Source organism: Actinokineospora bangkokensis (genome assembly GCF_001940455.1).
Classification (GTDB): Bacteria; Actinomycetota; Actinomycetes; order Mycobacteriales; family Pseudonocardiaceae; genus Actinokineospora; species Actinokineospora bangkokensis.
Genome location: NZ_MKQR01000004.1, coordinates 63,799 through 85,847, shown reverse-complemented (window position 1 = coordinate 85,847; position 22,049 = coordinate 63,799). Strand labels below are relative to the sequence as shown.

The 22,049-nt window shown below is 75.4% G+C and carries 18 protein-coding genes; 7 read left to right on the top strand and 11 right to left on the bottom strand.

Going from position 1 to position 22,049, the window contains the following annotated elements; translation table 11 throughout:
* Positions 1 to 177 precede the first annotated feature (177 nt).
* From BJP25_RS02330 to BJP25_RS02315, 4 genes are read right to left on the bottom strand one after another with little or no spacing between them, the layout of a single operon-like run.
* The gene (locus BJP25_RS02330) at positions 178 to 1,161 is read right to left on the bottom strand and encodes a glycine betaine ABC transporter substrate-binding protein (protein WP_233157879.1); all 984 of its coding nucleotides are present in this window, start codon (positions 1,159 to 1,161) and stop codon (positions 178 to 180) included.
* Complete coding sequence (locus BJP25_RS02325) at positions 1,161 to 1,919, bottom strand: ABC transporter permease (RefSeq protein WP_075973089.1); 759 nt, start codon at positions 1,917 to 1,919, stop codon at positions 1,161 to 1,163. Before BJP25_RS02325 ends, BJP25_RS02330 begins: the two co-directional genes overlap by 1 nt.
* Positions 1,916 to 3,130 carry an ABC transporter ATP-binding protein gene (locus tag BJP25_RS02320; RefSeq protein WP_075973088.1) on the bottom strand — a complete coding sequence of 405 codons (1,215 nt, stop codon included), beginning with the start codon at positions 3,128 to 3,130 and terminating at the stop codon, positions 1,916 to 1,918. The genes BJP25_RS02325 and BJP25_RS02320 overlap by 4 nt, the downstream gene beginning before the upstream one ends.
* A complete protein-coding gene (locus BJP25_RS02315) occupies positions 3,123 to 3,770 on the bottom strand; it encodes an ABC transporter permease (RefSeq protein WP_075973087.1) in 648 nt (215 codons plus the stop codon). Before BJP25_RS02315 ends, BJP25_RS02320 begins: the two co-directional genes overlap by 8 nt.
* 163 nt (positions 3,771 to 3,933) lie before the next feature.
* Here BJP25_RS02315 and BJP25_RS02310 point away from each other — a divergent pair, with 163 nt between their 5' ends.
* The gene (locus BJP25_RS02310; protein ID WP_075973086.1) at positions 3,934 to 8,565 is read left to right on the top strand and encodes an ATP-dependent helicase; all 4,632 of its coding nucleotides are present in this window, start codon (positions 3,934 to 3,936) and stop codon (positions 8,563 to 8,565) included.
* A gap of 143 nt (positions 8,566 to 8,708) precedes the next feature.
* Here the strand turns inward: BJP25_RS02310 and BJP25_RS02305 are convergent, their stop codons facing one another.
* From BJP25_RS02305 to BJP25_RS33950, 4 genes are all read right to left on the bottom strand, one after another.
* Positions 8,709 to 9,437, bottom strand: coding sequence for a VOC family protein (locus BJP25_RS02305; RefSeq protein WP_075973085.1), 729 nt, complete (start codon positions 9,435 to 9,437; stop codon positions 8,709 to 8,711).
* Between the two features lie 72 nt (positions 9,438 to 9,509).
* A complete protein-coding gene (locus BJP25_RS02300) occupies positions 9,510 to 10,238 on the bottom strand; it encodes a VOC family protein (RefSeq protein WP_075973135.1) in 729 nt (242 codons plus the stop codon).
* Between the two features lie 202 nt (positions 10,239 to 10,440).
* Positions 10,441 to 11,202 (bottom strand): maleylpyruvate isomerase family mycothiol-dependent enzyme, encoded by a 762-nt coding sequence (locus tag BJP25_RS02295; protein WP_075973084.1) that lies wholly within the window; start codon positions 11,200 to 11,202, stop codon positions 10,441 to 10,443.
* On the bottom strand, positions 11,199 to 12,581 hold the full coding sequence (locus tag BJP25_RS33950; RefSeq protein WP_158075586.1) for an SAV_6107 family HEPN domain-containing protein: 1,383 nt from the start codon (positions 12,579 to 12,581) through the stop codon (positions 11,199 to 11,201). The genes BJP25_RS02295 and BJP25_RS33950 overlap by 4 nt, the downstream gene beginning before the upstream one ends.
* A gap of 218 nt (positions 12,582 to 12,799) precedes the next feature.
* Between BJP25_RS33950 and BJP25_RS02285 the strand changes: the two genes are divergently transcribed.
* On the top strand, positions 12,800 to 13,321 hold the full coding sequence (locus BJP25_RS02285; protein WP_075973083.1) for a YbaK/EbsC family protein: 522 nt from the start codon (positions 12,800 to 12,802) through the stop codon (positions 13,319 to 13,321).
* A complete protein-coding gene (locus tag BJP25_RS02280; protein ID WP_075973082.1) occupies positions 13,318 to 13,887 on the top strand; it encodes a GNAT family N-acetyltransferase in 570 nt (189 codons plus the stop codon). Before BJP25_RS02285 ends, BJP25_RS02280 begins: the two co-directional genes overlap by 4 nt.
* A gap of 21 nt (positions 13,888 to 13,908) precedes the next feature.
* Here the strand turns inward: BJP25_RS02280 and BJP25_RS02275 are convergent, their stop codons facing one another.
* On the bottom strand, positions 13,909 to 15,582 hold the full coding sequence (locus BJP25_RS02275; protein ID WP_075973081.1) for a DUF885 domain-containing protein: 1,674 nt from the start codon (positions 15,580 to 15,582) through the stop codon (positions 13,909 to 13,911).
* 96 nt (positions 15,583 to 15,678) lie between these two features.
* Between BJP25_RS02275 and BJP25_RS02270 the strand changes: the two genes are divergently transcribed.
* Positions 15,679 to 16,380, top strand: coding sequence for an LppM family (lipo)protein (locus BJP25_RS02270; protein WP_198943313.1), 702 nt, complete (start codon positions 15,679 to 15,681; stop codon positions 16,378 to 16,380).
* 15 nt (positions 16,381 to 16,395) lie between these two features.
* Here the strand turns inward: BJP25_RS02270 and BJP25_RS02265 are convergent, their stop codons facing one another.
* Complete coding sequence (locus BJP25_RS02265; protein ID WP_075973079.1) at positions 16,396 to 17,280, bottom strand: methylenetetrahydrofolate reductase; 885 nt, start codon at positions 17,278 to 17,280, stop codon at positions 16,396 to 16,398.
* Positions 17,281 to 17,416: 136 nt separating this feature from the next.
* Here BJP25_RS02265 and BJP25_RS02260 point away from each other — a divergent pair, with 136 nt between their 5' ends.
* The 3 genes from BJP25_RS02260 to BJP25_RS02250 all read left to right on the top strand — a co-directional run bounded on the left by BJP25_RS02260 (position 17,417) and on the right by BJP25_RS02250 (position 21,541).
* The gene (locus BJP25_RS02260; protein ID WP_233157878.1) at positions 17,417 to 18,529 is read left to right on the top strand and encodes a polyprenyl synthetase family protein; all 1,113 of its coding nucleotides are present in this window, start codon (positions 17,417 to 17,419) and stop codon (positions 18,527 to 18,529) included.
* A 2-nt stretch (positions 18,530 to 18,531) separates the two neighbouring features.
* A complete protein-coding gene (gene crtI / locus BJP25_RS02255; protein ID WP_075973078.1) occupies positions 18,532 to 20,067 on the top strand; it encodes a phytoene desaturase family protein in 1,536 nt (511 codons plus the stop codon).
* 70 nt (positions 20,068 to 20,137) lie between these two features.
* Entirely contained in the window at positions 20,138 to 21,541 is a 1,404-nt protein-coding gene (locus tag BJP25_RS02250; protein WP_143218839.1) for a hypothetical protein, read from the top strand.
* A gap of 101 nt (positions 21,542 to 21,642) precedes the next feature.
* Here BJP25_RS02250 and BJP25_RS02245 read toward each other — a convergent pair whose 3' ends face one another.
* Positions 21,643 to 22,011 carry an Rv2175c family DNA-binding protein gene (locus tag BJP25_RS02245; RefSeq protein ID WP_269844514.1) on the bottom strand — a complete coding sequence of 123 codons (369 nt, stop codon included), beginning with the start codon at positions 22,009 to 22,011 and terminating at the stop codon, positions 21,643 to 21,645.
* Positions 22,012 to 22,049: the final 38 nt, after the last annotated feature.

The window sequence follows — 22,049 nt, the reverse complement described above, 5'->3', positions numbered from 1 at the left end:
CCGGCGAACACTGCCCCCCGCGGGTTGTGTCGCTGATGCTCCCACGAGCGATACCGGTCCTGGTCGGGGTCTGCGGATCTGCTCGGCCGCGGGGGGATCGCCGCAGGTCACCGGGGTGACGCGCGGGGGCGGCCGGGGCGCGTCGCCCCGGCCGCCCCCGCGCGGTGGTCCTGCCGGTCAGGGGAGGGCGATGATGCCCTCCTCGACGAGGTAGTCCCTGGCGACCTCGACCGGGTCGGCGCCCTCGACGTCCACCTTGGCGCTGAGCTCCTGCATGGTGCGGTTGTCCAGCCGCTCCACCAGCGGGTCCAGGACGTCCTTGACCTGCGGGTGCTCGCGCAGGAAGTCGGTGCGCACGACCGGGGCGATGTTGTACTGCGGGAAGAACTTCTTGTCGTCCTCGACCAGGGTCAGGTCCAGCGCCAGGATCCGGCCGTCGGTGGTGTACACCTCGCCGAACTTGCAGGCGCCGTTGCCGAGGGCGGCGTACACCGCGCCCGAGCCGAAGATCTTGACGTTGCCCGGCGGGACGGTGAACCCGTAGGCCTTCTGCACCCCCGGGAACCCGTCGGAGCGGCTGACGAACTCGGTCTCCAGGCAGAACACGCCCTGGCTGGGGTCGCGCTTGACCAGCTCCGCGATCTGGCTGGTGGTGGAGATGCCGAGCGCCTGGGCGTCCTGCTTGCGCATGGCGAAGGCGTAGGTGTTGTTCAGCGCCGCGTAGTCGAGCCACTCCAGGCCGTTCTCCTTGTCGGCCGCCTTCACCGCCTCGAACTGCTTGGCCTCGTCCGGGATCGGGTCGGTCTGGGCGAGGTAGCTGACCCACGCGGTGCCGGTGTACTCCCACTGCACGTCGATGTCGCCGGACACCAGTGCCTGCCGGGAGCTGTTGGAGCCCTGGATGTTGGTCAGGTCGACCACGTCGGCGCCCGCGGCGGCGAGCATGAACTCGGTGAGGTGCCCGACGATGATCTGCTCGGTGAAGTCCTTCGACCCCACGATGATCCGGGTGCCGGTGAGGTCGGCCTTGGCGGCGTTGGGTCCGGCGAGGACGTCCAGCGGCAGCGCGAAGCTGCTCGACAGGCCGCACCCGGACAGCAGCAGGCAGCTCGCGGCGAGGGCGGCGAGCCTGGTCTTGAGCCCCGTCATCAGCCCCGTCATCAGCGCAGCCCCTTCGGTCCGAGCTCGCGCTCGGCGAGCGCGCCGAGCCAGTCCACCAACAGCGCCAGCCCCACCGCGAGCACCGCGCCGGTGACCAGCACGAGCGGGCGGTTGAGCTTGTAGCCGGTGTCGATGAGCAGGCCGAGGCCGCCGCCGTTGACGAACGCGCCCAGGGTGGCGGTGCCCACGGCGAGCACCAGCGAGGTGCGCAGGCCCGCCAGGATCAGCGGGACGGCCAGCGGCAGCTCGATGCGGCGCAGCACGGCGCCGCCGGACATGCCGATGCCCCGGCCCGCCTCCACCAGGGCGGGGTCGACGGACTGGATGCCCACGACGGTGTTGCGCAGCACCGGCAGCAGCGAGTAGAGCGCGATGGGCAGCGCGGCGGCCCACAGCCCCTCCCACTCGGTCCACAGGAAGAACAGCACCAGCACGCCGACCGCGGGCGCGGCCTGCCCGACGGTGGCGATCCCCAGCACCACCGGCGCGGCCCACCGGGCCCAGGCGCGGGTGACGGCCACCCCGAGCGGGACCGCCACGGCGAGCACCAGCGCGGTCACCACCACCGAGAGCACCAGGTGGTCCCAGGTGTCGCGGAGCAGCTTGGCGGCGTTGATGTTGGCGGCCTCGATGGGGTCCAGGTCGCGGGTGAAGGCGTAGGCCAGGATGCCGCCCACCAGCACCACGACCGCGATCGGCTGGCCGAGCAGCCGGATGCGCTCCGCGCGGCGGGCGCGGACGTCGACGGCGGCTGTCACGCGGGCACCCCCGCGCCGTGGGTGCCGGGGTTGTGGTCGTCGGCGTGCTCCTCGCGCAGCGCGGTGATCGCGTCGGTGACCGTCTGCAGGCCGATGGTGCCGACGAACTCGCCCCGGGAGCCGGTGACCACCGCGTTGCCGCCCTCGGTGAGGATCGCCTCCAGGGCGTCCTGGAGGGTGGACTGCACGGTGACCGAGTCGCCGATGGGCTTGCCCACCTCGGCCAGGCTGGACACCGAGTTGAGGTCGCGCACGTGCGCCCAGCGGGCGGGGCGCTTGCGGCGGTCGAGGATCAGCGCGTAGTTGACCCGGCTGGCGGTGAGCTTGGCGCGCAGCTCGTCGACCGGGTCGTCCACGCCCGCGGTGACCGCGGCGGTGCGGTCGAACTCGACGTCGCGCACGCGCAGCAGGGTGAGCTGCTTGAGCGAGGCGCCCGCGCCGACGAAGCCCGCGACGGTGTCGTCCGCGGGGTTGGCCAGGATGGCCTCGGGGGTGTCGAACTGGAGCACGCGCGACTGCGGGCCGAGCACGGCGATGCGGTCCCCGAGCTTGACCGCCTCGTCGAAGTCGTGGGTGACGAAGACGATGGTCTTGCCCAGCTCGCCCTGCAGGTTCAGCAGCTCGTCCTGCAGGTTGCCGCGGGTGATCGGGTCGACGGCGCCGAACGGCTCGTCCATGAGCAGCACCGGCGGGTCGGCCGCGAGCGCGCGGGCCACGCCGACGCGCTGCTGCTGGCCGCCGGAGAGCTGACGGGGGAACCGGGTGGCGAACTCCTGGTCCAGGCCGACGAGGTCGAGCATCTCCTCGACCCGGGACGCCGCCCGCTTCTTGTCCCAGCCCAGCAACCCCGGCACCATCGCGATGTTCTGCGCCACGGTCAGGTGCGGGAACAGCCCGGCCTGCTGGATGGCGTAGCCGATCCGGCGGCGCAGCTGGTCGGGGTCGATGCGCAGCACGTCCTCGCCGCCCATCGTGATCCGCCCGGAGCTGGGCTCGATCAGCCGGTTGATCATCTTCATGGTGGTCGTCTTGCCGCAGCCGGACGGTCCGACGAAGACGGTGACCTGCCCGGCGGGCAGCACCATGCTCACGTCGTCGACGGCGGGCGCGCGCTGCCCGGCGTACTTCTTCGTGACGTGGTCGAGGGTGATCTCGACCCCCGCCCGCTCCCCCGCCGCGGCGTCCCGGCCGGTGTCGTTGTGCTCAGTCACGGATCCCCCTGGAGACGGTCAGTCGGCCCACCAGCACGAACACGCCGTCGACCAGCAGCGCCAGCACGACGATGCCCAGCGTCCCGGCGAGCGCCTGGTTGGTGGCGTTGGCGCTGCCCGCCCTGGTCAGCCCGGAGAAGATCTCCGTGCCCAGGCCGGGCCCCTTGGCGTAGGCGGCGATCGCGGCGATGCCCATCAGCAGCTGCGTGCTCACCCGGATGCCGGTGAGGATGGCGGGCCAGGCCAGCCGCAGCTCGATCCTGGTGAGCACCCGCAGCCGGTTCATCCCGATGCCCCTGGCCGCGTCGGTGATGGCACTGTCCACCCCGGACAGGCCGACGATGGTGTTGCGGACGATGGGCAGCAGCGCGTAGAGCACCAGGGCCACCACGGTCGGCGCGACCCCCAGCCCCAGGACCGGGATCAGCAGGCCGAGCAGCGCGAACGACGGCACGGTCAGGATGGCGCTGGTCAGGGCGGTGGCGATGGCCGAGCCCGCGGGGCTGCGGTAGACCGCGACGCCCAGCGCGACCCCCGCGACCGCGGCGATGGCGGTGCACTGGATGACGGCGCTCGCGTGCAGGGCCGCTTCGGGCAGGAGTCGATCCCATCGCTGGACGATGAAGTCCCACAGGTTCACCGACCGCCTCCTCTCTCGACTCGGGCGGACAGTTCGTGGGAAAGCAACATTCCCTAAACCGGCGTTACGGGCAAGCGACTGTCCACACAGCGCGAAACACGGGTACCCCCGGGTCAACCGGTCAAACCGCGCGTTTGTCGGTGGGTTCAGCGACGATGTCACCATGCCCGAGAACGCGCTCGACCTGTTCGCCCCGGCGACCCGCCAGTGGTTCGCGGGCGCCTTCGCCGCACCCACGGAAGCGCAGGCAGGGGCGTGGAAGGCGGCGGCGGCGGGCGAGCACGCGCTGGTGGTCGCGCCGACCGGTTCCGGCAAGACGCTGGCGGCGTTCCTCTGGGCGCTCGACCGGCTCGCCCACGAGGGCCCCCCGGAGGAGGCCAAGCACCGCTGCCGTGTGGTGTATGTCTCACCGCTGAAGGCGCTGGCCGTCGACGTCCAGCGCAACCTGCGCGCCCCGCTGGCGGGGATCCGCCAGGCCGCGCACCGGCTGGGGCTGCCGGAGCCGGACATCTCGGTCGGGACGCGGACCGGGGACACCCCGGCCGAGGAGCGCCGCGCGTTCGCCAGGACGCCGCCGGACGTCCTGGTCACCACGCCTGAGTCGCTGTTCCTGATCCTCACCTCCGCGGCCAGGGAGTCGCTGCGCGGCGTGCGCACGGTGATCGTCGACGAGGTGCACGCGGTGGCGGGCACCAAGCGCGGCTCGCACCTGGCGCTGTCGCTGGAGCGGCTGGACGCGCTGCTCGACCGGCCCGCGCAGCGCGTGGGCCTGTCCGCGACCGTGCGCCCGGTGGAGGAGGTCAGCGCGTTCCTCGGCGGCGGCAGGCCGGTGACCCTGGTGCAGCCGAAGCTGCCCAAGACGGTCGAGGTGCGGGTGGAGGTGCCGGTGGAGGACATGTCCTCCCTCACCGAGCAGCCGCGCGCGGTGCCGGAGGACCCGGACTCCCCCGAGGCGCCGCAGCAGGCCTCGATCTGGCCGATGGTGGAGCGGCGGGTGCTGGAGCTGGTGCGCGCGCACCGCTCCACCATCGTGTTCGCCAACTCCCGCAGGCTCGCCGAGCGGATGACCGCCCGGCTCAACGAGCTGGCCGCCGAGCAGGACGAGCAGGCCCGGCTGGAGCAGCAGGGGCACGAGGCGCCGGGCGGGGGGCCGCGGGACCCGGAGCGGGTGCTCGCCCGCTTCCCCGCGGAGGCCATCGGGCAGTCCGGGCTCACCACCGGCGCGGCGCCGGTGGTCGCGCGGGCGCACCACGGGTCGATGTCGCGCGAGCAGCGGACGCTGGTGGAGGAGGACCTCAAGTCCGGGCGGCTGCCGTGCGTGGTGGCCACCTCCTCGCTGGAGCTGGGCATCGACATGGGCGCGGTCGACCTGGTGGTGCAGGTGGAGGCGCCGCCGACGGTCGCGGCCGGGTTGCAGCGCGTCGGCCGCGCCGGGCACCAGGTCGGCGCGGTCTCGCGCGGGGTGATGTTCCCGAAGTTCCGCGGCGACCTGGTGTCCTGCGCGGTGGTGGCCGAGCGGATGGCGGGCGGGGCGATCGAGGCCGTGCGCTACCCGCGCAACGCCCTGGACGTGCTGGCCCAGCAGGTCGTGGCGATGGTGGCGCTGGAGCCGTGGAACCTCGACGACCTGGCCGCGGTGGTGCGCCGGGCCGCCCCCTACGCCTCGCTGCCGGACTCGGCGCTGCACTCGGTGCTGGACATGCTCTCCGGGCGCTACCCCAGCGAGGAGTTCGGCGAGCTGCGGCCGCGGATCACCTGGGACCGGGTCACCGGGGAGCTGGGCGGGCGCCCGGGGGCGCAGCGGCTGGCGGTCACCTCCGGGGGCACCATCCCCGACCGGGGCCTGTTCACCGTGATGACCCCGCCGGACGAGCGCGGGTCCGGGTCGCGGGTGGGCGAGCTGGACGAGGAGATGGTCTACGAGTCGCGGGTCGGGGACACGTTCCTGCTCGGCACGTCGTCGTGGCGGGTGGAGGACATCACCCACGACCGCGTGATCGTCACACCGGCGCCCGGTGAGCCCGCGCGGATGCCGTTCTGGAAGGGCGATTCCCCGGGCAGGCCGCTGGAACTGGGGCGGGCGCTGGGGAAGTTCGTGCGCGAGCTGTCCTCGGTGGACGACGCCAAGGCCCGCGAGCGCACCGCCGCGGCCGGGTTGGACGCGTGGGCCGCGGACAACCTGCTGGCGTACCTGGCCGAGCAGCGGGAGTCCACCCGGCACGTGCCCGACGACCGGACGCTGCTGGTGGAGCGGTTCCGCGACGAGCTGGGCGACTGGCGGCTGGTGGTGCACTCACCGTTCGGCGCGCAGGTCAACGCCCCGTGGGCGCTGGCGATCGCGGCCCGGCTGCGCGAGCGGCGCGGGGTGGAGGCGCAGATCGCCCACGCCGACGACGGGATCGTGCTGCGGCTGCCCGACGCCGTCGACGACACCGGGCAGGAGGTGGTGGCGGGCGCCGAGGACGTGCTGCTCGACCCCGAGGAGGTCGAGCAGGTCGTGGTGGCCGAGGTGGGCGGCTCGGCGCTGTTCGCCTCCCGCTTCCGCGAGTGCGCGGCCCGGTCGCTGCTGCTGCCCAAGCGCGACCCGCGCAAGCGCTCCCCGCTGTGGCAGCAGCGGCAGCGGTCGGCGCAGCTGCTGTCGGTGGCGGCGAAGTACGAGCAGTTCCCCGTGGCGCTGGAGGCGATGCGGGAATGCCTGCAGGACGTCTACGACCTGGGCGGGCTGCGCGAGCTGATGGCCGACGTGCGCGGGCGCAAGGTGCGCGTGGTGGAGGTGCAGACCACCCAGCCCTCGCCGTTCGCCCGCAGCCTGCTCTTCGGCTACGTGGGCATGTTCCTCTACGGCGTCGACGTGCCCCTGGCCGAGCGGCGGGCGGCGGCGCTCTCGCTCGACAGCGCCCTGCTGGCCGAGCTGCTGGGGTCGGAGGCCATCCGCGAGCTGCTCGACCCGGACGTGCTGGCCGAGGTCGAGCGGTCGGTGCAGCGGGTGGAGCCGTCCCGGCACGCCCGGCACGCCGAGGACGCCGCCGACCTGCTGCGCTTCCTCGGTGACCTGTCGGTGGCCGAGGCCGCCGAGCGCGGGGTCGACCCGGAGTGGCTGGCGGAGCTGGAGTCGGCGCGGCGGGTGCTGCGCGTGCGCATCGCCGGGGACGAGCGGTTCATCGCCATCGAGGACGCGGGCCGGGTGCGCGACGCCCTGGGCACCGCGCTGCCGGTCGGCGTGCCCGAGGCGTTCACCGAGCCGGTGGCCGACCCGCTGGGCGACCTGCTGTCCCGCTACGCCCGCACGCACGGCCCGTTCCCGGCGGGCGAGGCGGCGCAGCGGTTCGGCCTGGGCGTGTCGGTGGTGACCGGGGTGCTGGAGCGCCTGGCGGGCAGCGGGCGGCTGGTGCGCGGCGAGCTGCGCCCGGGCGGCACCCAGGTCGAGTACTGCGACGCCGACGTGCTGCGGCGCATCCGCCGCGGGTCGCTGGCCAAGCTGCGCGCCGAGGTGGAGCCGGTCGAGCAGGCGGCGCTGGGCCGGTTCCTGCCCGGGTGGCACGGGATCGGGCGCAGCACCCGGTCGCGGCCGTCGGTGGACGACGTGCTGTCGGTGGTCGAGCAGCTGGCGGGCGCCCCGCTGCCCGCCTCGGCCCTGGAGTCGCTGGTGCTGCCCTCGCGGCTGCCCGGGTACACCCCGGCGCTGCTGGACGAGCTGACGGCGGCCGGTGAGGTGACCTGGTGCGGCACGGGCGCGCTGGCCGGGGGTGACGGGTGGGTGGCGCTGGCCCCGACCGACGTGGCGGACCTGCTGCTGCCCGACGTCGAGGAAGCGGTGCCGGACACCCCGCTGCACGGCGCGGTGCTGTCCTCATTGGACGGCGGGGCGCTGTTCTTCCGGCAGGTGGCCGACCGCACCGGCGCCGTCCTGCTCGACGGCGGCGCCGACGCGCCCACCGACGGCGACGTGGTGTCGGCACTGTGGGACCTGGTGTGGGGCGGCCTGGTCACCAACGACACCATCGCCCCGCTGCGGGCGCTGGTGTCCGGCAAGGGCGCGGCGCACAAGACCCGCGCGACGGCCCCGCGCGGCCGCTACGCCCGCATGCGCGCGGCCCGCCCCACCATGCCGTCGCGCTCGGGCCCCCCGACCGCGGGCGGCCGGTGGAGCCTGGTCACCCCGCGCGAGGAGGACCCCACCCGCCGGGCGCACGCCCGCGCGGAGGCCTTCCTGGAGCGCCACGGCGTCCTGACCAGGGGCGCCCTCGACACCGAGCGCGTCACCGGCGGGTTCAGCGGCATCTACAAGGTGCTGCGCGCCATGGAGGAGTCCGGCCAGATCATCCGCGGCTACGTCGTCGAGGGCCTGGGCGCCGCCCAGTTCGCCGCCCGCGGCTCGGTCGACCGCCTGCGCGCGCTGTCCACACCGGAGGGTGAGCAGGGCCCGGGCACCGCCGTCGTCCTCGCCGCCGCCGACCCGGCCCAGCCCTACGGCGCCGCCCTCCAGTGGCCCCCCGTCATCGGCGGCGGCAAGCACCGCCCCGGCCGCAAGGCCGGAGCCCTCGCCGTCCTCGTCGACGGCACCCCCGCCCTCTACGTCGAACGCGGCGGCCGCTCCCTGCTCTCCTTCACCGAGGACCCCGCCCCCCTCCACACCGCCGCCCAAGCCCTCTCCCGCGCCGTCAAGGAAGGCTGGCTGGGCGCCCTGTCCGTCCAGAAGGCCGACGGCGAAACAGCCCTGACCTCCACCCTGGGCGACGTCCTGCGCGAAGCGGGCTTCCGCGCCACCCCCAAGGGCCTCCGCCTCCGCGCCTGACCCCGGCCGCAACAGCTGTGCGCGACCTGGTCGAGGAGTTCCTGGCGGTGAGGGGAACGCGCCGTGGTGGCGGGTTCGGGGGACGAGGGGTGGGCGGCGGATGTGTTGAACGAGGGGTGGGCGGCGGGTGTGGTGAACACGGCCTAGTCGGGGCGGGAGGAGAGGATGCAGAACTCGTTGCCCTCCGGGTCGGCCAGCACGACCCAGGAGCGCTCGCCCTGGCCGAGGTCGAGGTGGGTGGCGCCGAGGGCGAGGAGGCGGTCGACCTCGGCCCGCTGGTCCTCGCCCTCGTAGGCGGCGACGTCGATGTGCAGGCGGTTCTTGGTGCGCTTGGGTTCGGGGTGGGCCAGGAACTCCAGCCAGGGGCCGCGGTCGCCGCGGACGACGGCGGAGGCGGGGGTGTCGCGGACGATGGGGTTGCCGGTGGCGGCGGCCCAGAAGTCGGCCTGGGCGCTGGGGTCGGTGGCGAGGGTGACGATGCAGGCGACCGCGCCGGTGTCGGCGTTCTCGGGGCGGGGCTCCAGGACGCAGAACTCGTTGCCCTCGGGGTCGGCGAGCACGACCCAGGGGGCGTCGCCCTGGCCGACGTCGGTGTGGGTGGCGCCCAGGGACAGGGCGCGGTCGACGATGGCGGCCTGGTCGGCGGCCGACACGCTGGACAGGTCCAGGTGGTAGCGGTTGACGCCCACCTTCGGGTCGTCGACCGGCACGAACGTGAGGTCGCCGGGGAAGCCGTCGTCGTCCTGCGGGGCGACGCAGACCTCATCGGCGCTCTCGTGGGTGATCGACCAGCGCAGCAGGTCGGCGTAGAAGCGGGCGAGCGCCGCCGGGTCGGCCGAGTCGACAACGAGGGAGGTCATGCGGGTGGGCATGGCCGGACGTTAGGCGGTATCTCCCGAACCCGCCACCCTCACCCGCATCCACCCGGCACGCGCATCGCCCGCTCAGGTGCGCACGTGCGCGGGCACGAGGCGGAACTCGTTGCCCTCGGGGTCGGCCAGCCAGGCGACGCCGTGGTCGGCGGAGCCGGGGACCGGGCTGGCGCCCAGGTCGAGCAGGTGGGCCAGGTCGGTGGGGCAGCGGTCGGCGGTGACGTCGAAGCGCAGGCGGTTGGGGCCGCGCTTGGGGTCGGGGACGCGGAGGAACTCCAGCCAGGGGCCGCTGGTGGCCGAGGAGCGCAGGGCCGCCGAGCCCGGTTCGGCGTGCACCTGGGGCCAACCGGTCGCCGCGGACCAGAAGCCCGCCAGCGCCGCCGGGTCGGCGCAGTCGACCACCAGGGCGGCCAGCGGGCCGGTGCGCTGGTAGAGGTCGCCGGGTTCGAGGATGCAGAACTCGTTGCCCTCGGGGTCGTGGAAGACCGTCCACGGCACCTGCGGGCCCTGGCCGACGTCGGCGGCGCGGGCGCCGACGTCCTCGGCCAGCGAGGTGAGCACCTGGTACTCGTGCGGGCTCTCGGTGGCCAGGTCGAGGTGGATGCGGTTCTTGCCGGTCTTGCGGCCCGCGGCCGGGGTGAACACCAGGTCGATGCCGGACCCGCCGACGTCCGGGGCGAGCAGCCGGTGGCCGCCGCCGGGCTCCGGGGTCGCGGTCCCGCCGAGCATGATGTACCAGAACTGGGCGGCCGCGGCGGGGTCGGTCGCGTCGATCACGAGACTCGCCAGCCGGGTGGACATGGTCGACACGGTAACCGCGTTCGCGCCGCCCGTGCCGACCACGACCGCCCCGAGCGGCCACCCCCGTCCCCGCCCGGTCGGGTCGTCGCAGCTCAGCGAGGCTGTCCGGCGATGTGGCGAGAATTGGCCGGAACCGGACGCCCCGCGGCCCGGGATGACCGCCGGGACCCGACCGGCCGGGAGCGGCCCGGCCGGTCGGGGGTCAGCGGGTGGCCAGCCGGAGCAGTGCCCACAGCTGCGCGATGGCGTCCTCGTCGCCGGTGCGGACCACGTCCCGGTCGAAGACCGCCGAGCGGCCCCACAGCCACAGGTAGAGCGCCTCGGGCGGGGCGATCACGGCCGTCGGGTGCTCGGTGCCCGCGGGGACCCGCTGCGCGGAGGTGCGGTCGAGGAACATCTCGGCCAGCCACGCCTGGTCGCCCGCCCGGACGAGCACGGCGGCCTCCCGGGTGCCCGCGACGCCCAGCTCCGACAGGCGCTGGGTGAACCAGGCGGTCAGCACCTCGTCGATGCCGTCGAGGGCGACGGCGGGGTCGACGGGGTCGTGACCGCCCGCGGTGGCCGCGCTCTGCACGTCGACGCGGTGGACGGTGGCCTCGTGCGCCATCCGCCGCCGCCAGAACCGGTAGGTGCGCTGCCCCGGGTGCCAGGTGGGGCACGCCCGGTCGGGGGCGTGCGCGGCCAGTTCGCCCAGCAGCGCGCGCAGGCCGTCGCGCAGCCAGTCGGCCACCGGCTCGCCCTCGTCGGGCTCGCGCTCCCAGTTCAGCGGCCGGGAGCCGGTGCGGATCCAGGACAGCACCATGCGCTGCACGCTGCCCACGTGCCGCGCGGTCTCCCCCGCGGTCAGACCGGGGCAGGCGGGCACCGGGCGGTCCTGGTCGGCCGCGGCCGCCACGTCGGCGAGCAGCAGCGTCTCCGCCTCGAGCACGTCCAGCAGCCGGTCGTCGTCGATCGGCCGGGTCACCGGCCGGTGCCGTGCACTGCGCGGTGGACCAGGCCGGTGAACTGCCGGGTCTGCCGGTACAGGTCGTCGGCGGCGCGCGGGCCCACCCGGTTGCTGATCCCGGCCTGCACCGCCGCCCTGGTCGACGAGCACGAGGCGAAGAACGCCGCCCACTCGCGGAACTCCGGCGCGACGCTGGACATCAGCGTCCACACGCTCGTCGGCTTCGCCCGCCCCCGGTGCGGCCGCCCGCGCACGGCCAGCAGCGCCGCCGCCGCGCGCAGCGCGCACAGGTAGGAGTCGGCGAACCGGTGCGCGGGGTCGGTCTCCGCCGCCACCGCGAGCAACCCCTGCTCGGCCTGGTGCAACAGCTGCACCGCCGACGGCGGCACCGGGGCGGGGGGCGGCGGGGTCTGCACGGGCAGGCTCTGCTGCTCCACCTCCGGGGAGGGCGCGTGCGCGCCGGACCGCGCGGAACCCGTCGGCGGCGTGTGCCGGGAGGAGCCGCGCAACCGCACCTCGGCGTCCGGCACCGGCTGCCCGGGCCGCGCGGGCCGATCGCCCGCGACCGCGCTGCCCGCGGCGCGAGCACCGACGGCCTCGCGCTCACCGGGCTGCTCCACGATGGCGAGCAGTTCCCCCTGCCGCTGTGCGGAAGCCTTGGCCCGCGCGGTACCCCGGGGGCGCCGCTCGCCGCGGACGCGCTCCGGCCGGGCGCCCACCAGTTCCGGCTCGCGATCGGCGTCCCCAGCGGACTGCCCGGGGATCACGATCAGCTCCGGCTGCTGGGCGCGGGAACCCTTGGCGTGCGGCAGGACCCGCGCACGCCCGGCCCGCGCGGGCTTGGCGCCGCTACCGGCCCCGGCGCGGGGCTCGGGCCGGCCCGCGCCCCGGGAACCCTTGGCCTGCGGGACAACCAGCGCCGGGTGGTCGCCCTCGGCGGGCTGCCCGGTGATCGCGAGCAGTTCCGGCTGGTCGGCGGCGGGGACCTCCGCACCGCCGTCCCCGGTGCCGGACCCCTTGGCGCGGGCGGGAACCCGGGTGCGGGTCGACGAGCGCCGGGAGGCGGTGCCCACCGGTTCGGGGCGGGGGCAGGCCCGGGGCGGGATCGGGGTGGCGGTCGGGTCCGCCGGTTCGGTGTCCAGGAGTTCGGGCTGCACCCAGTCGCGGGTGGACCGGCGGCGCCGGGTGGGCGCGGCGGACGCGGCGGACGCGGCGGGGTCCAGGGGTCGCGGGCCGCTCGGGCCCTGCTCGTGGGCGGCTCGGGTCGCGCTCGTGGACCCGCCCGGGCGGCGCGGCGCCCGCTGCCGCGCGGGCGGCGCCTGGTCGGCGGGCTGGTCGGCGGGGCGGGTGGGGTCCGGGTCGGCGGGGGTGACGGGGAAGTCCAGCGTGCTGGTCATCGAGACCTCCTCGCGGTCGTGCCGTCGGCTGACGCGCGCCGGGGGGAAGCCAGCGGCGTCCGGTGGTGAGGCGCTTCCCCCGCCCCACCACCGGACCGTCTCGAACACGTGTTCGAGCACCACCAGACTAACCCGCCGCGACCGGCGCTTCAAGCCGACCGGGGGTGACGGTGAATACCGGGTGCCCGCCTGGTCACCGCTGGTGGTGGGATGGAGCGGTGAGCACACTCGAACACCCAGCCATCGCCGCGGTGGCGGCGGCCCTGCGCGCCGCCGGGATGGACACCGCCGCCGCCGGGATCCGGGTCCTCGACGCCGACGCGCGCACCGCGGCGCTGGCCGCCGAGGCCCTGGGCGTCACCGTCGGGGCCATCGCCAACAGCCTGGTCTTCGCCGCCACCATCGACGGCGAGCGGCGGCCGCTGCTGGCCCTGACCTCGGGCGCGCACCGCGCCGACACCGCCAGGCTCGCCGAGCTGGTCGGCGCCAGCGAGGTGGGCAGGGCCGACCCGGCCTTCGTCCGCGAGCACACCGGGCAGGCCATCGGCGGCGTCGCCCCGGTGGGCCACCCGAGCCCGCTGGTCACCCTGGTCGACGAGCACCTGGCCCGGTACCCGGTCGTGTGGGCGGCCGCGGGTCACAACAAGGCCGTCTTCCCCACCACGTGCGCCGAGCTGGTGGCGCTCACCGGGGGACGGCTCGCCAACGTCTCCGGGGAGGAGGATGATCCGTCGTCGTGACCGCCGCTCCCCCACCCAGCACGACCCGGTTCGCCGAGCTGAGCGCCGACGAGCTGCGCGCCCGGCTGCGCGAGGCGCTCGCCCTCTACGTCACGGCCATGAACTACCCGCGCGGCACCGCCGAGCAGCGGGCGCCGATGTGGCTGGCGCACATGCTGCGCGCCGGGTGGCGCTGCGCGGCGGCCTTCGACGGCGACGGGGCCATGGTCGGCATCGGCTACGGCTACCTCGGCGCGCACGGCCAGTGGTGGCACGAGCAGGTCCGCCGCGGGGTCACCGAGCGGCGCGGCGCCGAGGTGGCCGACGCGTGGATGGGCGACTACTTCGAGCTGACCGAGCTGCACGTGCGCCCGGACGCGCAGGGCGGGGGGATCGGCGCGGAGCTGGTGCGGCTGCTGCTGGCGGGGGCCACCAGCAAGCACGTGCTGCTGTCCACACCGGAGGGTCCGTCGCGGGCGTGGCGGCTCTACCGGCGGCTGGGCTTCGTCGACGTGCTGCGCGACTACCAGTTCACCGGCGACCCGCGCCCGTTCGGCGTGCTGGGCCGGGAGCTCCCGATGGCCTGACCCGGGAGCTCCCGGTCGGGCTCAGAGCGCGGCCAGCCGCTCGGAGAGGGTGTCCAGGCCCATCGCGCCCATCTCCAGCACGTCGCGGTGGAAGCGCTTGAGGTCGAAGTCGGCGCCCTGGCGGGCCTTGACCTCGTCGCGGGCGCGCAGCCACAGGCGCTCGCCGAGCTTGTAGGCGGGCGCCTGCCCGGCCCAGCCCAGGTAGCGGTCGATCTCGTCGCGCACGTGCGCCGGGTCGGTGATGGTGCGGGTGAGCAGGAACTCCAGGCCCAGCTCGGGGGTCCACCGCTCGCCCTCGTGGAAGCCGGTGCCCTTCGGGATCTCCAGCTCCAGGTGCATGCCGATGTCGACGATCACCCGGGCGGCGCGGAACAGGTGCGCGTCGAGCATGCCCATGAGGTCGCCGTCGTCGGACAGGTAGCCGAACTCGCGCATCAGCCGCTCGGCGTAGAGCGCCCAGCCCTCGCCGTGCCCGGGGACCCAGCACAGCAGGCGCTGGAACCGGTTGAGCGAGTCGGCCTGGTTGACTGCGGTGGCGATCTGCAGGTGGTGGCCGGGGACGCCCTCGTGGTAGACGGTGGTGACCTCGCGCCAGGTGGAGAAGCCCTCGCGGTCGACCGGCACCGACCACCACATCCGCCCCGGGCGCGACCAGTCGTCGGACGGGCCGGAGTAGTAGGCGCCGACCGGGCCGCCGGGCGGGGCGATGCGGCACTCCAGGGCCATCAGCCGGTCCGGGATGTCGAAGTGCACGCCGCGCAGGTCCGCGAGCGCCTGGTCGGACAGCCGCTGCATCCACTCCTGCAGCGCGCGCTGCCCGGTGACCTGGTAGCGCGGGTCCTGGTCGAGGTGGGCGGCGGCCTCGGCGATGGTGGCGCCCGGCTTGACCCGGCCCGCGACCTCGCGCATCTCGGTCTCCACCCGGGTGAACTCCTCCCAGCCCCAGGCGTAGGCCTCGGCCAGGTCGAGCTTGGCGCCGGTGTAGAGCCGGGAGAACAGCGCGTACCGCTCCGCGCCGACGGCGTCCTTGGTCGGGGCGATCGGCGCGAGGTCCTTCTCCAGGAAGTCGGCCAGCTCGGCGTAGGCCTGGTCGGCGGCCCGCGCGCTCGCGACCAGCCGGTCGCCGGAGTGCTCGCCAGCGCCCGCGACGAGGGTGGTGAAGTAGGAGGGGGTGCCCGACTGGCCCGCGTAGACCCGGCACTGCTCGGCCACCTTGGTGACCTGCCGGACCGCGGCGACCTGCCCGCGCGCGGCGGCCGCGCGCAGCGTCTCGACGTGGCCCGCCAGCGCGGCGGGCACGGCGGCGAGCCGGGCGCCGATGGCGTCCCAGTCCTCGGCGGTGCCGGTGGGCATGAGGTCGAACGCCGAGCGCAGGTCGAGCGCGGGGGCGGTGACGACGTTGATGGTCCAGTCGGTGAGCCCGGCCTCGTCGATCTCGCGGGCGAGCCCGACGCGCTCGGTGAACACGGCCTTGGCGTTGGCGCTCAGCGCGTCGGTGGCCTCGGTGGCCGCCATCCGCTCCAGCGCGCCCGCGTTGATCGCCGCGCGCGCCGCGACGCCCTCCGGGGAGTAGTCGGGCAGCAGGTGGTCGTAGCCCGGGATGCCGGACAGGGTGGCGATCACGGGGTCGGCCGCGGCCGCGGCGTCGACGTAGTCGTCGCTGATGGTGTGCACGTCGTGGGTGGGAGGCGCCATGGGGCCGAACGTAGCCGAACCGGTGCGGGGGCGGCGATCGCATATGGGGTCGGTGCCGGGGCGCGCCGGGGTGGGCGGATGGGGCAGGATGGCCCGGTGCCGCAGACGAGCTCCCCGACCAGGACCCGCGCCCGCAGGTGGGTGGCGCTCGCGCCGCTGGCGGCCGTGCTCGCGCTGGCGCTGTCCGGCTGCCTGCGCGTGCAGGCCGCGCTCGCGGTGTCCGAGGACGACACCGTCTCCGGTCAGCTGGTCGTGGCCTCGGTCGCGGGCAAGCAGGGCGACCTGGGCCCGGCGCTGACGGTGCCGCCCGAGCTGACCGGCAAGGTGCGCACCCAGGTCTACAACCAGGACGGCTACGTCGGGCAGACGGTGGCCTTCCAGGACCTGACCTTCCCCGAGGTGACCCTGCTCGGGGAGTCCATCACGGTCGGCAAGCAGTACCGGCTGACCTTCCGCCGGGCGGGCGACCTGGTGACGATGGCGGGCTCGGTCGACCTCACCGAGCTGCCCGCCGACCGCGCCGACATCCAGGTCAAGATCGCCTTCCCGGGCACGGTGAGCCGCACCAACGGCGTCAACGACGGCGGCACGATCAGCTGGAAGCCCAAGCCGGGGGCGGTGTCGGAGTTCAACGCCACCGCCCAGTACAGCGACGCCTCGGGCGTCTCCTGGACCGGGTGGGTGGCCATGGTGGGCGCCGCGGCGGTGGGCGTGGCCCTGATCGTGCTGGCGCTGGCCCTGTACTCGCACCGGCGCACCGAGCGGCAGCTCGGCGCGCCGCCCGCACCCCGGTACTGAAACGGGCCCCGCGGCTCAGGCGCGGGCGGGCACCAGGCCCAGGCGCCCGACGACCTCGCGGGTCGCCTTGGAGCGGTTGAACGTGTAGAAGTGCAGGTCCGTCACGCCCTCGGCGAGCAGCCGCCTGCTCGTCTCGGTGATCACGTCGATGCCCTCGGCGCGGAAGGCCTTCGCGTCCTCGGCCAGCGGCTGCAAGCGGGCGGCGAGCCGGTCGGGCAGCGGGGCGCCGGACAGCTCGACGGTCTTGGCGAGCATCTTCGGCGTGGTCAGCGGCATGATCCCGGGGATGAGCAGCTTGTCGCAGCCGCGGGCGGCCACCCGGTCGCGGAAGCGCAGGAAGTCCTCGGGCTCGAAGAACAGCTGGCAGATGGCGAAGTCGGCGCCCGCGTCGAACTTGCGCAGCAGGTTGTCGATGTCGGCCTCGGCGTCGGCGGCAGCCGGGTGGCCGTAGGGGAAGGCGGCCACGCCGACGCAGAAGTCGCCCAGCGAGCGGAGCAGCTCGACGAGCTCGTAGGCGTAGTTGAGCCCCTGCGGGTGCTGCACCCACGGGCCGTTGGGGTCGCCGGGCGGGTCGCCGCGCAGCGCCAGCACGTTGCGGATGCCGTGCGCGGCGTACCAGCCGATGACGTTGCGCAGCTCGGCGACGGAGTGGTCGACGGCGGTCAGGTGCGCCATCGGCACCAGGGTGGTCTCGGTGGCCATCCGGCCGGTGGTGCGGATGGTGCGGTCGCGGCTGGAGCCGCCCGCGCCGTAGGTGACGGAGACGAACGCCGGGTCCATGCCCTCCAGCTCGCGGACCGCCCGCCAGAGCAGGGCCTCGTCGGCCTCGTCGCGCGGGGGCATGAACTCCACCGAGAACACCGGCCGGTCGGTGCGCAGCCTGTCCGCCACTGTCGTCATGGACCAAGGTTACCGATGGTCCGAAAGGCGGGACACCCCTCTCACCGGACGGGCGCAACCGGGGGTCACCGGCGGGTGCGTCACATCCGGACACCCCGGGGCGGCGGCGCGCGGCCGCACAGCGGACGATGGGGGGGTGCGAGCCAGCGGCATCCCGGTGATCGACGGACCCCACGACGCGCCCATCGACGAGGCGCTACCCGCGCACGTCGAGCGGGCGCTGGCCGACTACCTGGCGATCCGGCACGCCGCGATGGCCGACCAGGCGCCCTCGTTCGGCACCGCGGTGGCCTCGCTGGCCGGGTTCGTGCTCGGCGGCGGCAAGCGGCTGCGGCCCACCTTCGCCTGGTGGGGGTGGCGCGGGGCGGGCGGCGAGGGCTCCGGGCCGGGCGCCGAGGCGGTGCTGCGGGCGGTGAGCGCGCTGGAGCTGATCCAGGCGTGCGCGCTGGTGCACGACGACCTGATGGACGCGTCCTCGCTGCGCCGGGGCAAGCCGACCGTGCACGTGGAGTTCGCCGCCCGCCACCGCGAGCGGGGCTGGCTGGGCGAGCCGGAGCGCTTCGGCGCCGCCGCGGCGATCCTGCTCGGCGACCTGGCGCTGGCCTGGGCCGACGACATGTTCACCGGCGCCGGGCTGCCCGCGGCCCGGCAGGTGGCCGCGCTGCCGCCGTGGCAGGCGATGCGCGCGGAGATGCTGGCCGGGCAGTACCTCGACGTGCTGGTGCAGGCCACCGGCGACGAGTCCGGCGCCGCGGCGCTGAGCGTGGCCAGGATGAAGACCGCCGCCTACACCGTCGAGCGGCCGCTGCACCTGGGCGCGGCGCTGGCCGGGGCGCCCGAGCCGCTGGTGGCCGGGCTGCGCGCGTTCGGCACCGACATCGGCGTGGCGTTCCAGCTGCGCGACGACCTGCTGGGCATGTACGGCGACTCCGACGTCACCGGCAAGCCCGCGGGCGACGACCTGCGCGAGGGCAAGCGCACCCTGCTGGTGTCCGAGGGCCTGCGCCGGGCGGGCGCGGCGGGCGCCGACGTGCTGCGGGCCGCGCTGGGCGACGACGACCTCGACGCCGACGGGGTGGAGCGGGTGCGCGCGCTGCTGCTCGACGTCGGCGCCGTGGCCGCGGTGGAGCGGCGCATGGGCGAGCTGACCGGCACCGCCCTCGCCGCCCTGGACGGGCTGGAGCTGGCCGCCCCGGCGGGCGCGGTGCTGCGCGAGCTGGCCGTGACCGCGACCAGGAGGACCAGCTAGCGATGCGCGGGCGTCGGACGATCACCGGGCGCACCGACCACGTGGTCGTCGTCGGGGCGGGCCTGTCCGGGCTGTCCGCCGCCCTGCACCTGGCCTCGGCGGGCCGCGCGGTGACCGTGCTGGAGGCCGCCGCCGGGCCGGGCGGGCGGGCCGCCCGCGACCGGCTGGGCGGGTTCGCCCTCGACACCGGCGCCACCGTGCTGACCATGCCGGAGCTGGTGGACGAGGCGCTGGCCGCGGCGGGCACGTCGCTGGCCGCGGAGGTCGACCTGGTGCGGCTCGACCCGGCGTACCGGGCGCACTTCGCCGACGGCAGCACCATCGCCCTGCACACCGGCGCCGAGGAGATGGAGGCCGAGGTGCGCCGGGTCGCGGGCCCCGAGGACGCCGCGGGCTACCGGGAGCTGCGGCGCTGGCTCACCGACCTGCACCGGGTGCAGCGCGACGCGTTCATCGGGGCCAACTTCGACTCCCCGCTCGACCTGCTCGGCCCCCGCCTGGCGCGGCTGGCGGCCCTGGGCGGGTTCGGCAGGCTCGGGCCCGCGGTGGCCCGGTTCCTGTCCGACGAGCGGTTGCAGCGGCTGTTCACCTTCCAGTCCCTCTACGCGGGCGTGGCGCCGGACCGCGCGCTGGCCGCCTACGCCGTCATCGCCTACATGGACACCGTGGCGGGCGTGTACTTCCCGCGGGGCGGGGTCGGCGCGGTGGCCGAGGCGATGGCCGCCGCGGCCGGGCGGGCCGGGGTGGCGTTCCGCTACGGCACCGCCGCGGCGTGGCTGGAGCGGGTCGGGACCCGGGTGGGGGCGGTGCGCACGACCGCGGGCGAGCGGATCGCCTGCGACGCGGTGGTGCTGACCACCGACCTGCCCGCGGCGTACCGGCTGCTCGGGGTGGCGCCGCGCAGGCCGCTGCGGCTGCGCCACTCCCCCTCCGCGGTGCTGCTGCACACCGGCGTCGACCGGTCCTGGGACCTGCTCGACCACCACACGATCTTCTTCGGCGGCGCCTGGGCGCGCACCTTCGACGAGCTGACCCGGCGCGGGTCGCTGATGTCGGACCCGTCGCTGCTGGTCACCCGCCCCACCGCCACCGACCCGGGGATGGCCCCCGCGGGCGGGCAGCAGGTGTCGGTGCTGGCGCCCGTGCCCAACCTGCGCACCGGGCCGGTCGACTGGGAGCGGGTCGGGCCCGCCTACCGCGACGAGCTGGTACGGGTGCTGGAGGCGCGCGGGCTCACCGGGTTCGGTGACGCGATCCAGGTGCAGCGGTTGGTCACGCCCGCGGACTGGGCGGCGGCCGGGCTGGCCGAGGGCACCCCGTTCTCCCTGGCCCACACCGTCACCCAGACGGGGCCGTTCCGGCCGCGCAACCTGGTGCCGGGGGTGGCCAACGTGGTGCTCGCCGGCAGCGGCACCACCCCCGGCGTGGGCATCCCGCCGGTGCTCATCTCGGGCAGGCTGGCCGCCCAGCGGGTCGTCGGCAGGCTGCCGGTCGAGGGCCGCGCGGGCGGTCGCGGGGAGTCCGCGGGCGGGTTGTGAGCCCGCGCCCCGCCGCGGTCGGGGATAATCCCGGCAGGGTCCTGGCTGTCGATCAACAGGGGGTGTCCGCTTGTCGTCCAGGCGCGCAGCGGCGGCGGTGGTGGCGGTGGCTGCGGCCTTCGCCGCGTCGTGCAGCAGCGGGATCAGCGGCTCACCGGTGGCGGCCGAGGTCGCCCCGCCGACCGCCGCCGACTCGGTGCGCCAGGCGGTCACCGACCTCGGTGAGGCCGCGGTGCTGCGCTACCAGGGCGGCATGACCGCCTCCGGCAGCCACCCGGCGACCTTCGACATCACCGCGGCGGGCAGCGGGGAGATGGTCGGCACGCTGACCCTCGACTCCCGGCCCGCGACCCTGCTGGTGGTCGACCGGTCGATCTTCCTCAAGGCGGGCGCGGAGTTCTGGGCCGCGCTGCCGGGCATCTCCGAGGGCCCGAGCAAGGGCACCGCGGTGGCCGACCGGTGGGTGCGGGTGCCCGCCGGGCTCATCGGGGTGGAGCCCGCGGACGTGTTCACCCCCCAGGTGCTCGGGCAGAACCTGCTCGAAGGTGTCGACCGGGCCGGTGACCGGCCGCTGGCCGACGGCGAGAAGGCCAAGGTCGGGGCCGTCGACGCGGTGCGGGCCAAGACCGGCAAGGGCGCGGTGACGGTGGCCAGCAAGGCCCCGCACGGGGTGCTCAAGGTCGAGCTGTCCGAGGCGGGCGAGTCCGACCCCACCAGCGTGCGCGACTTCCAGGCCACGGTCACCGACGGCTCGGCCACCGCCGCCCGGTTCTACCAGGACTTCGCCGCGAGCGCGGCCCAGGTGAGCGCGCCGGTGGACGTGCTGACGACCGTGCAGGAGAGCGGCCACACCTTCGACGCCTGCGGTGCGCAGAGCTGCTCGATCATCGTGAACTTCACCAACCCGAGCAAGGTCGCCGTGCGGGTGTCGGTGCGCGGCAACTGGGTGGGCGACAACGCCCCGCTGGGCAGCTGCGAGACCGTCGCGGGCCCGGTGGCCCCCGGCCAGCCGGGCGCGGCCACCTGCACCCTGGCGGGCCCGGAGTGGGCGGGGTTCTACCAGCGGGCCAACTCGGTGCCCGGCAGCCACCCGTACAGCGTGCAGTGGTCGACCCTGGTGCTGGCCGACCCGCCGGACCTGACCAAGGTCACCGCCCGGGCGCAGGCCAAGCCCGCGGACCCGGCGGCGCGCAAGACCGAGGGCAGCAACTACGTCTACTCCATCGGCTACACCGACGGCGGCACCGACGTGGTGTGGAAGTACGGGTCGGTGGCGACGAAGTTCTGGTCCGAGCACGCCGACCAGCAGCTCGGCACCTGCCTGGGCAGCACCGGACGGGTGTGCCTGACCACGCTGGTCACCGCCACCGACGACGCCGCCTCGGCGCAGGGCCTGGTGCTCAAGCTGGTCACCGCCTACAAGCAGCGCACCGGTGCGTGCCCGGCGGGCCAGTGGGTCGCCTGCGGCGGCTGAGCCGGAGTCCCGGGGCGGTGTCCCACCAGGGGGTCGGCGTCAGCTCGTCCGTCGTCGTGCCGGGTCGGGACGGCGGGGGCGGGTGGCGGGTCGGTGGAGCCCTAGAACGCCAGCGCTTGCGCGCGGCGCTTGACCTCGCGGCCCCGGTCGCCGCGCAGGGCGTCGATGGGGCGCCCGGGCAGGGTGTCGTCGGCGGCGTAGAGCCAGCGCAGCGTCTCGTCCGGGCTGAAGCCGGAGTCGTTGAGCACGGTGATGGTCCCGCCCAGGCCCTTGACGACGGCGTCGCCGTCGAGGAAGTCGGCGGGCACGACGAGCTTGCCGCTGACCCGCACGGCGAGCAGGCCGCGCTCGCGCAGCAGCTGGTGCACGCGGCTGATGGGCAGGCCGAGCCGGTCGGCGACGTCGGGCAGGGGCAGCAGGTCCACGCCCTCGGCGAGGGCGGCGGCGGAAGCGGCTGGTACGGAGCTCACCCGGGCAAGGTTGCCACACCCGGTCGGGCCGCCCGAGC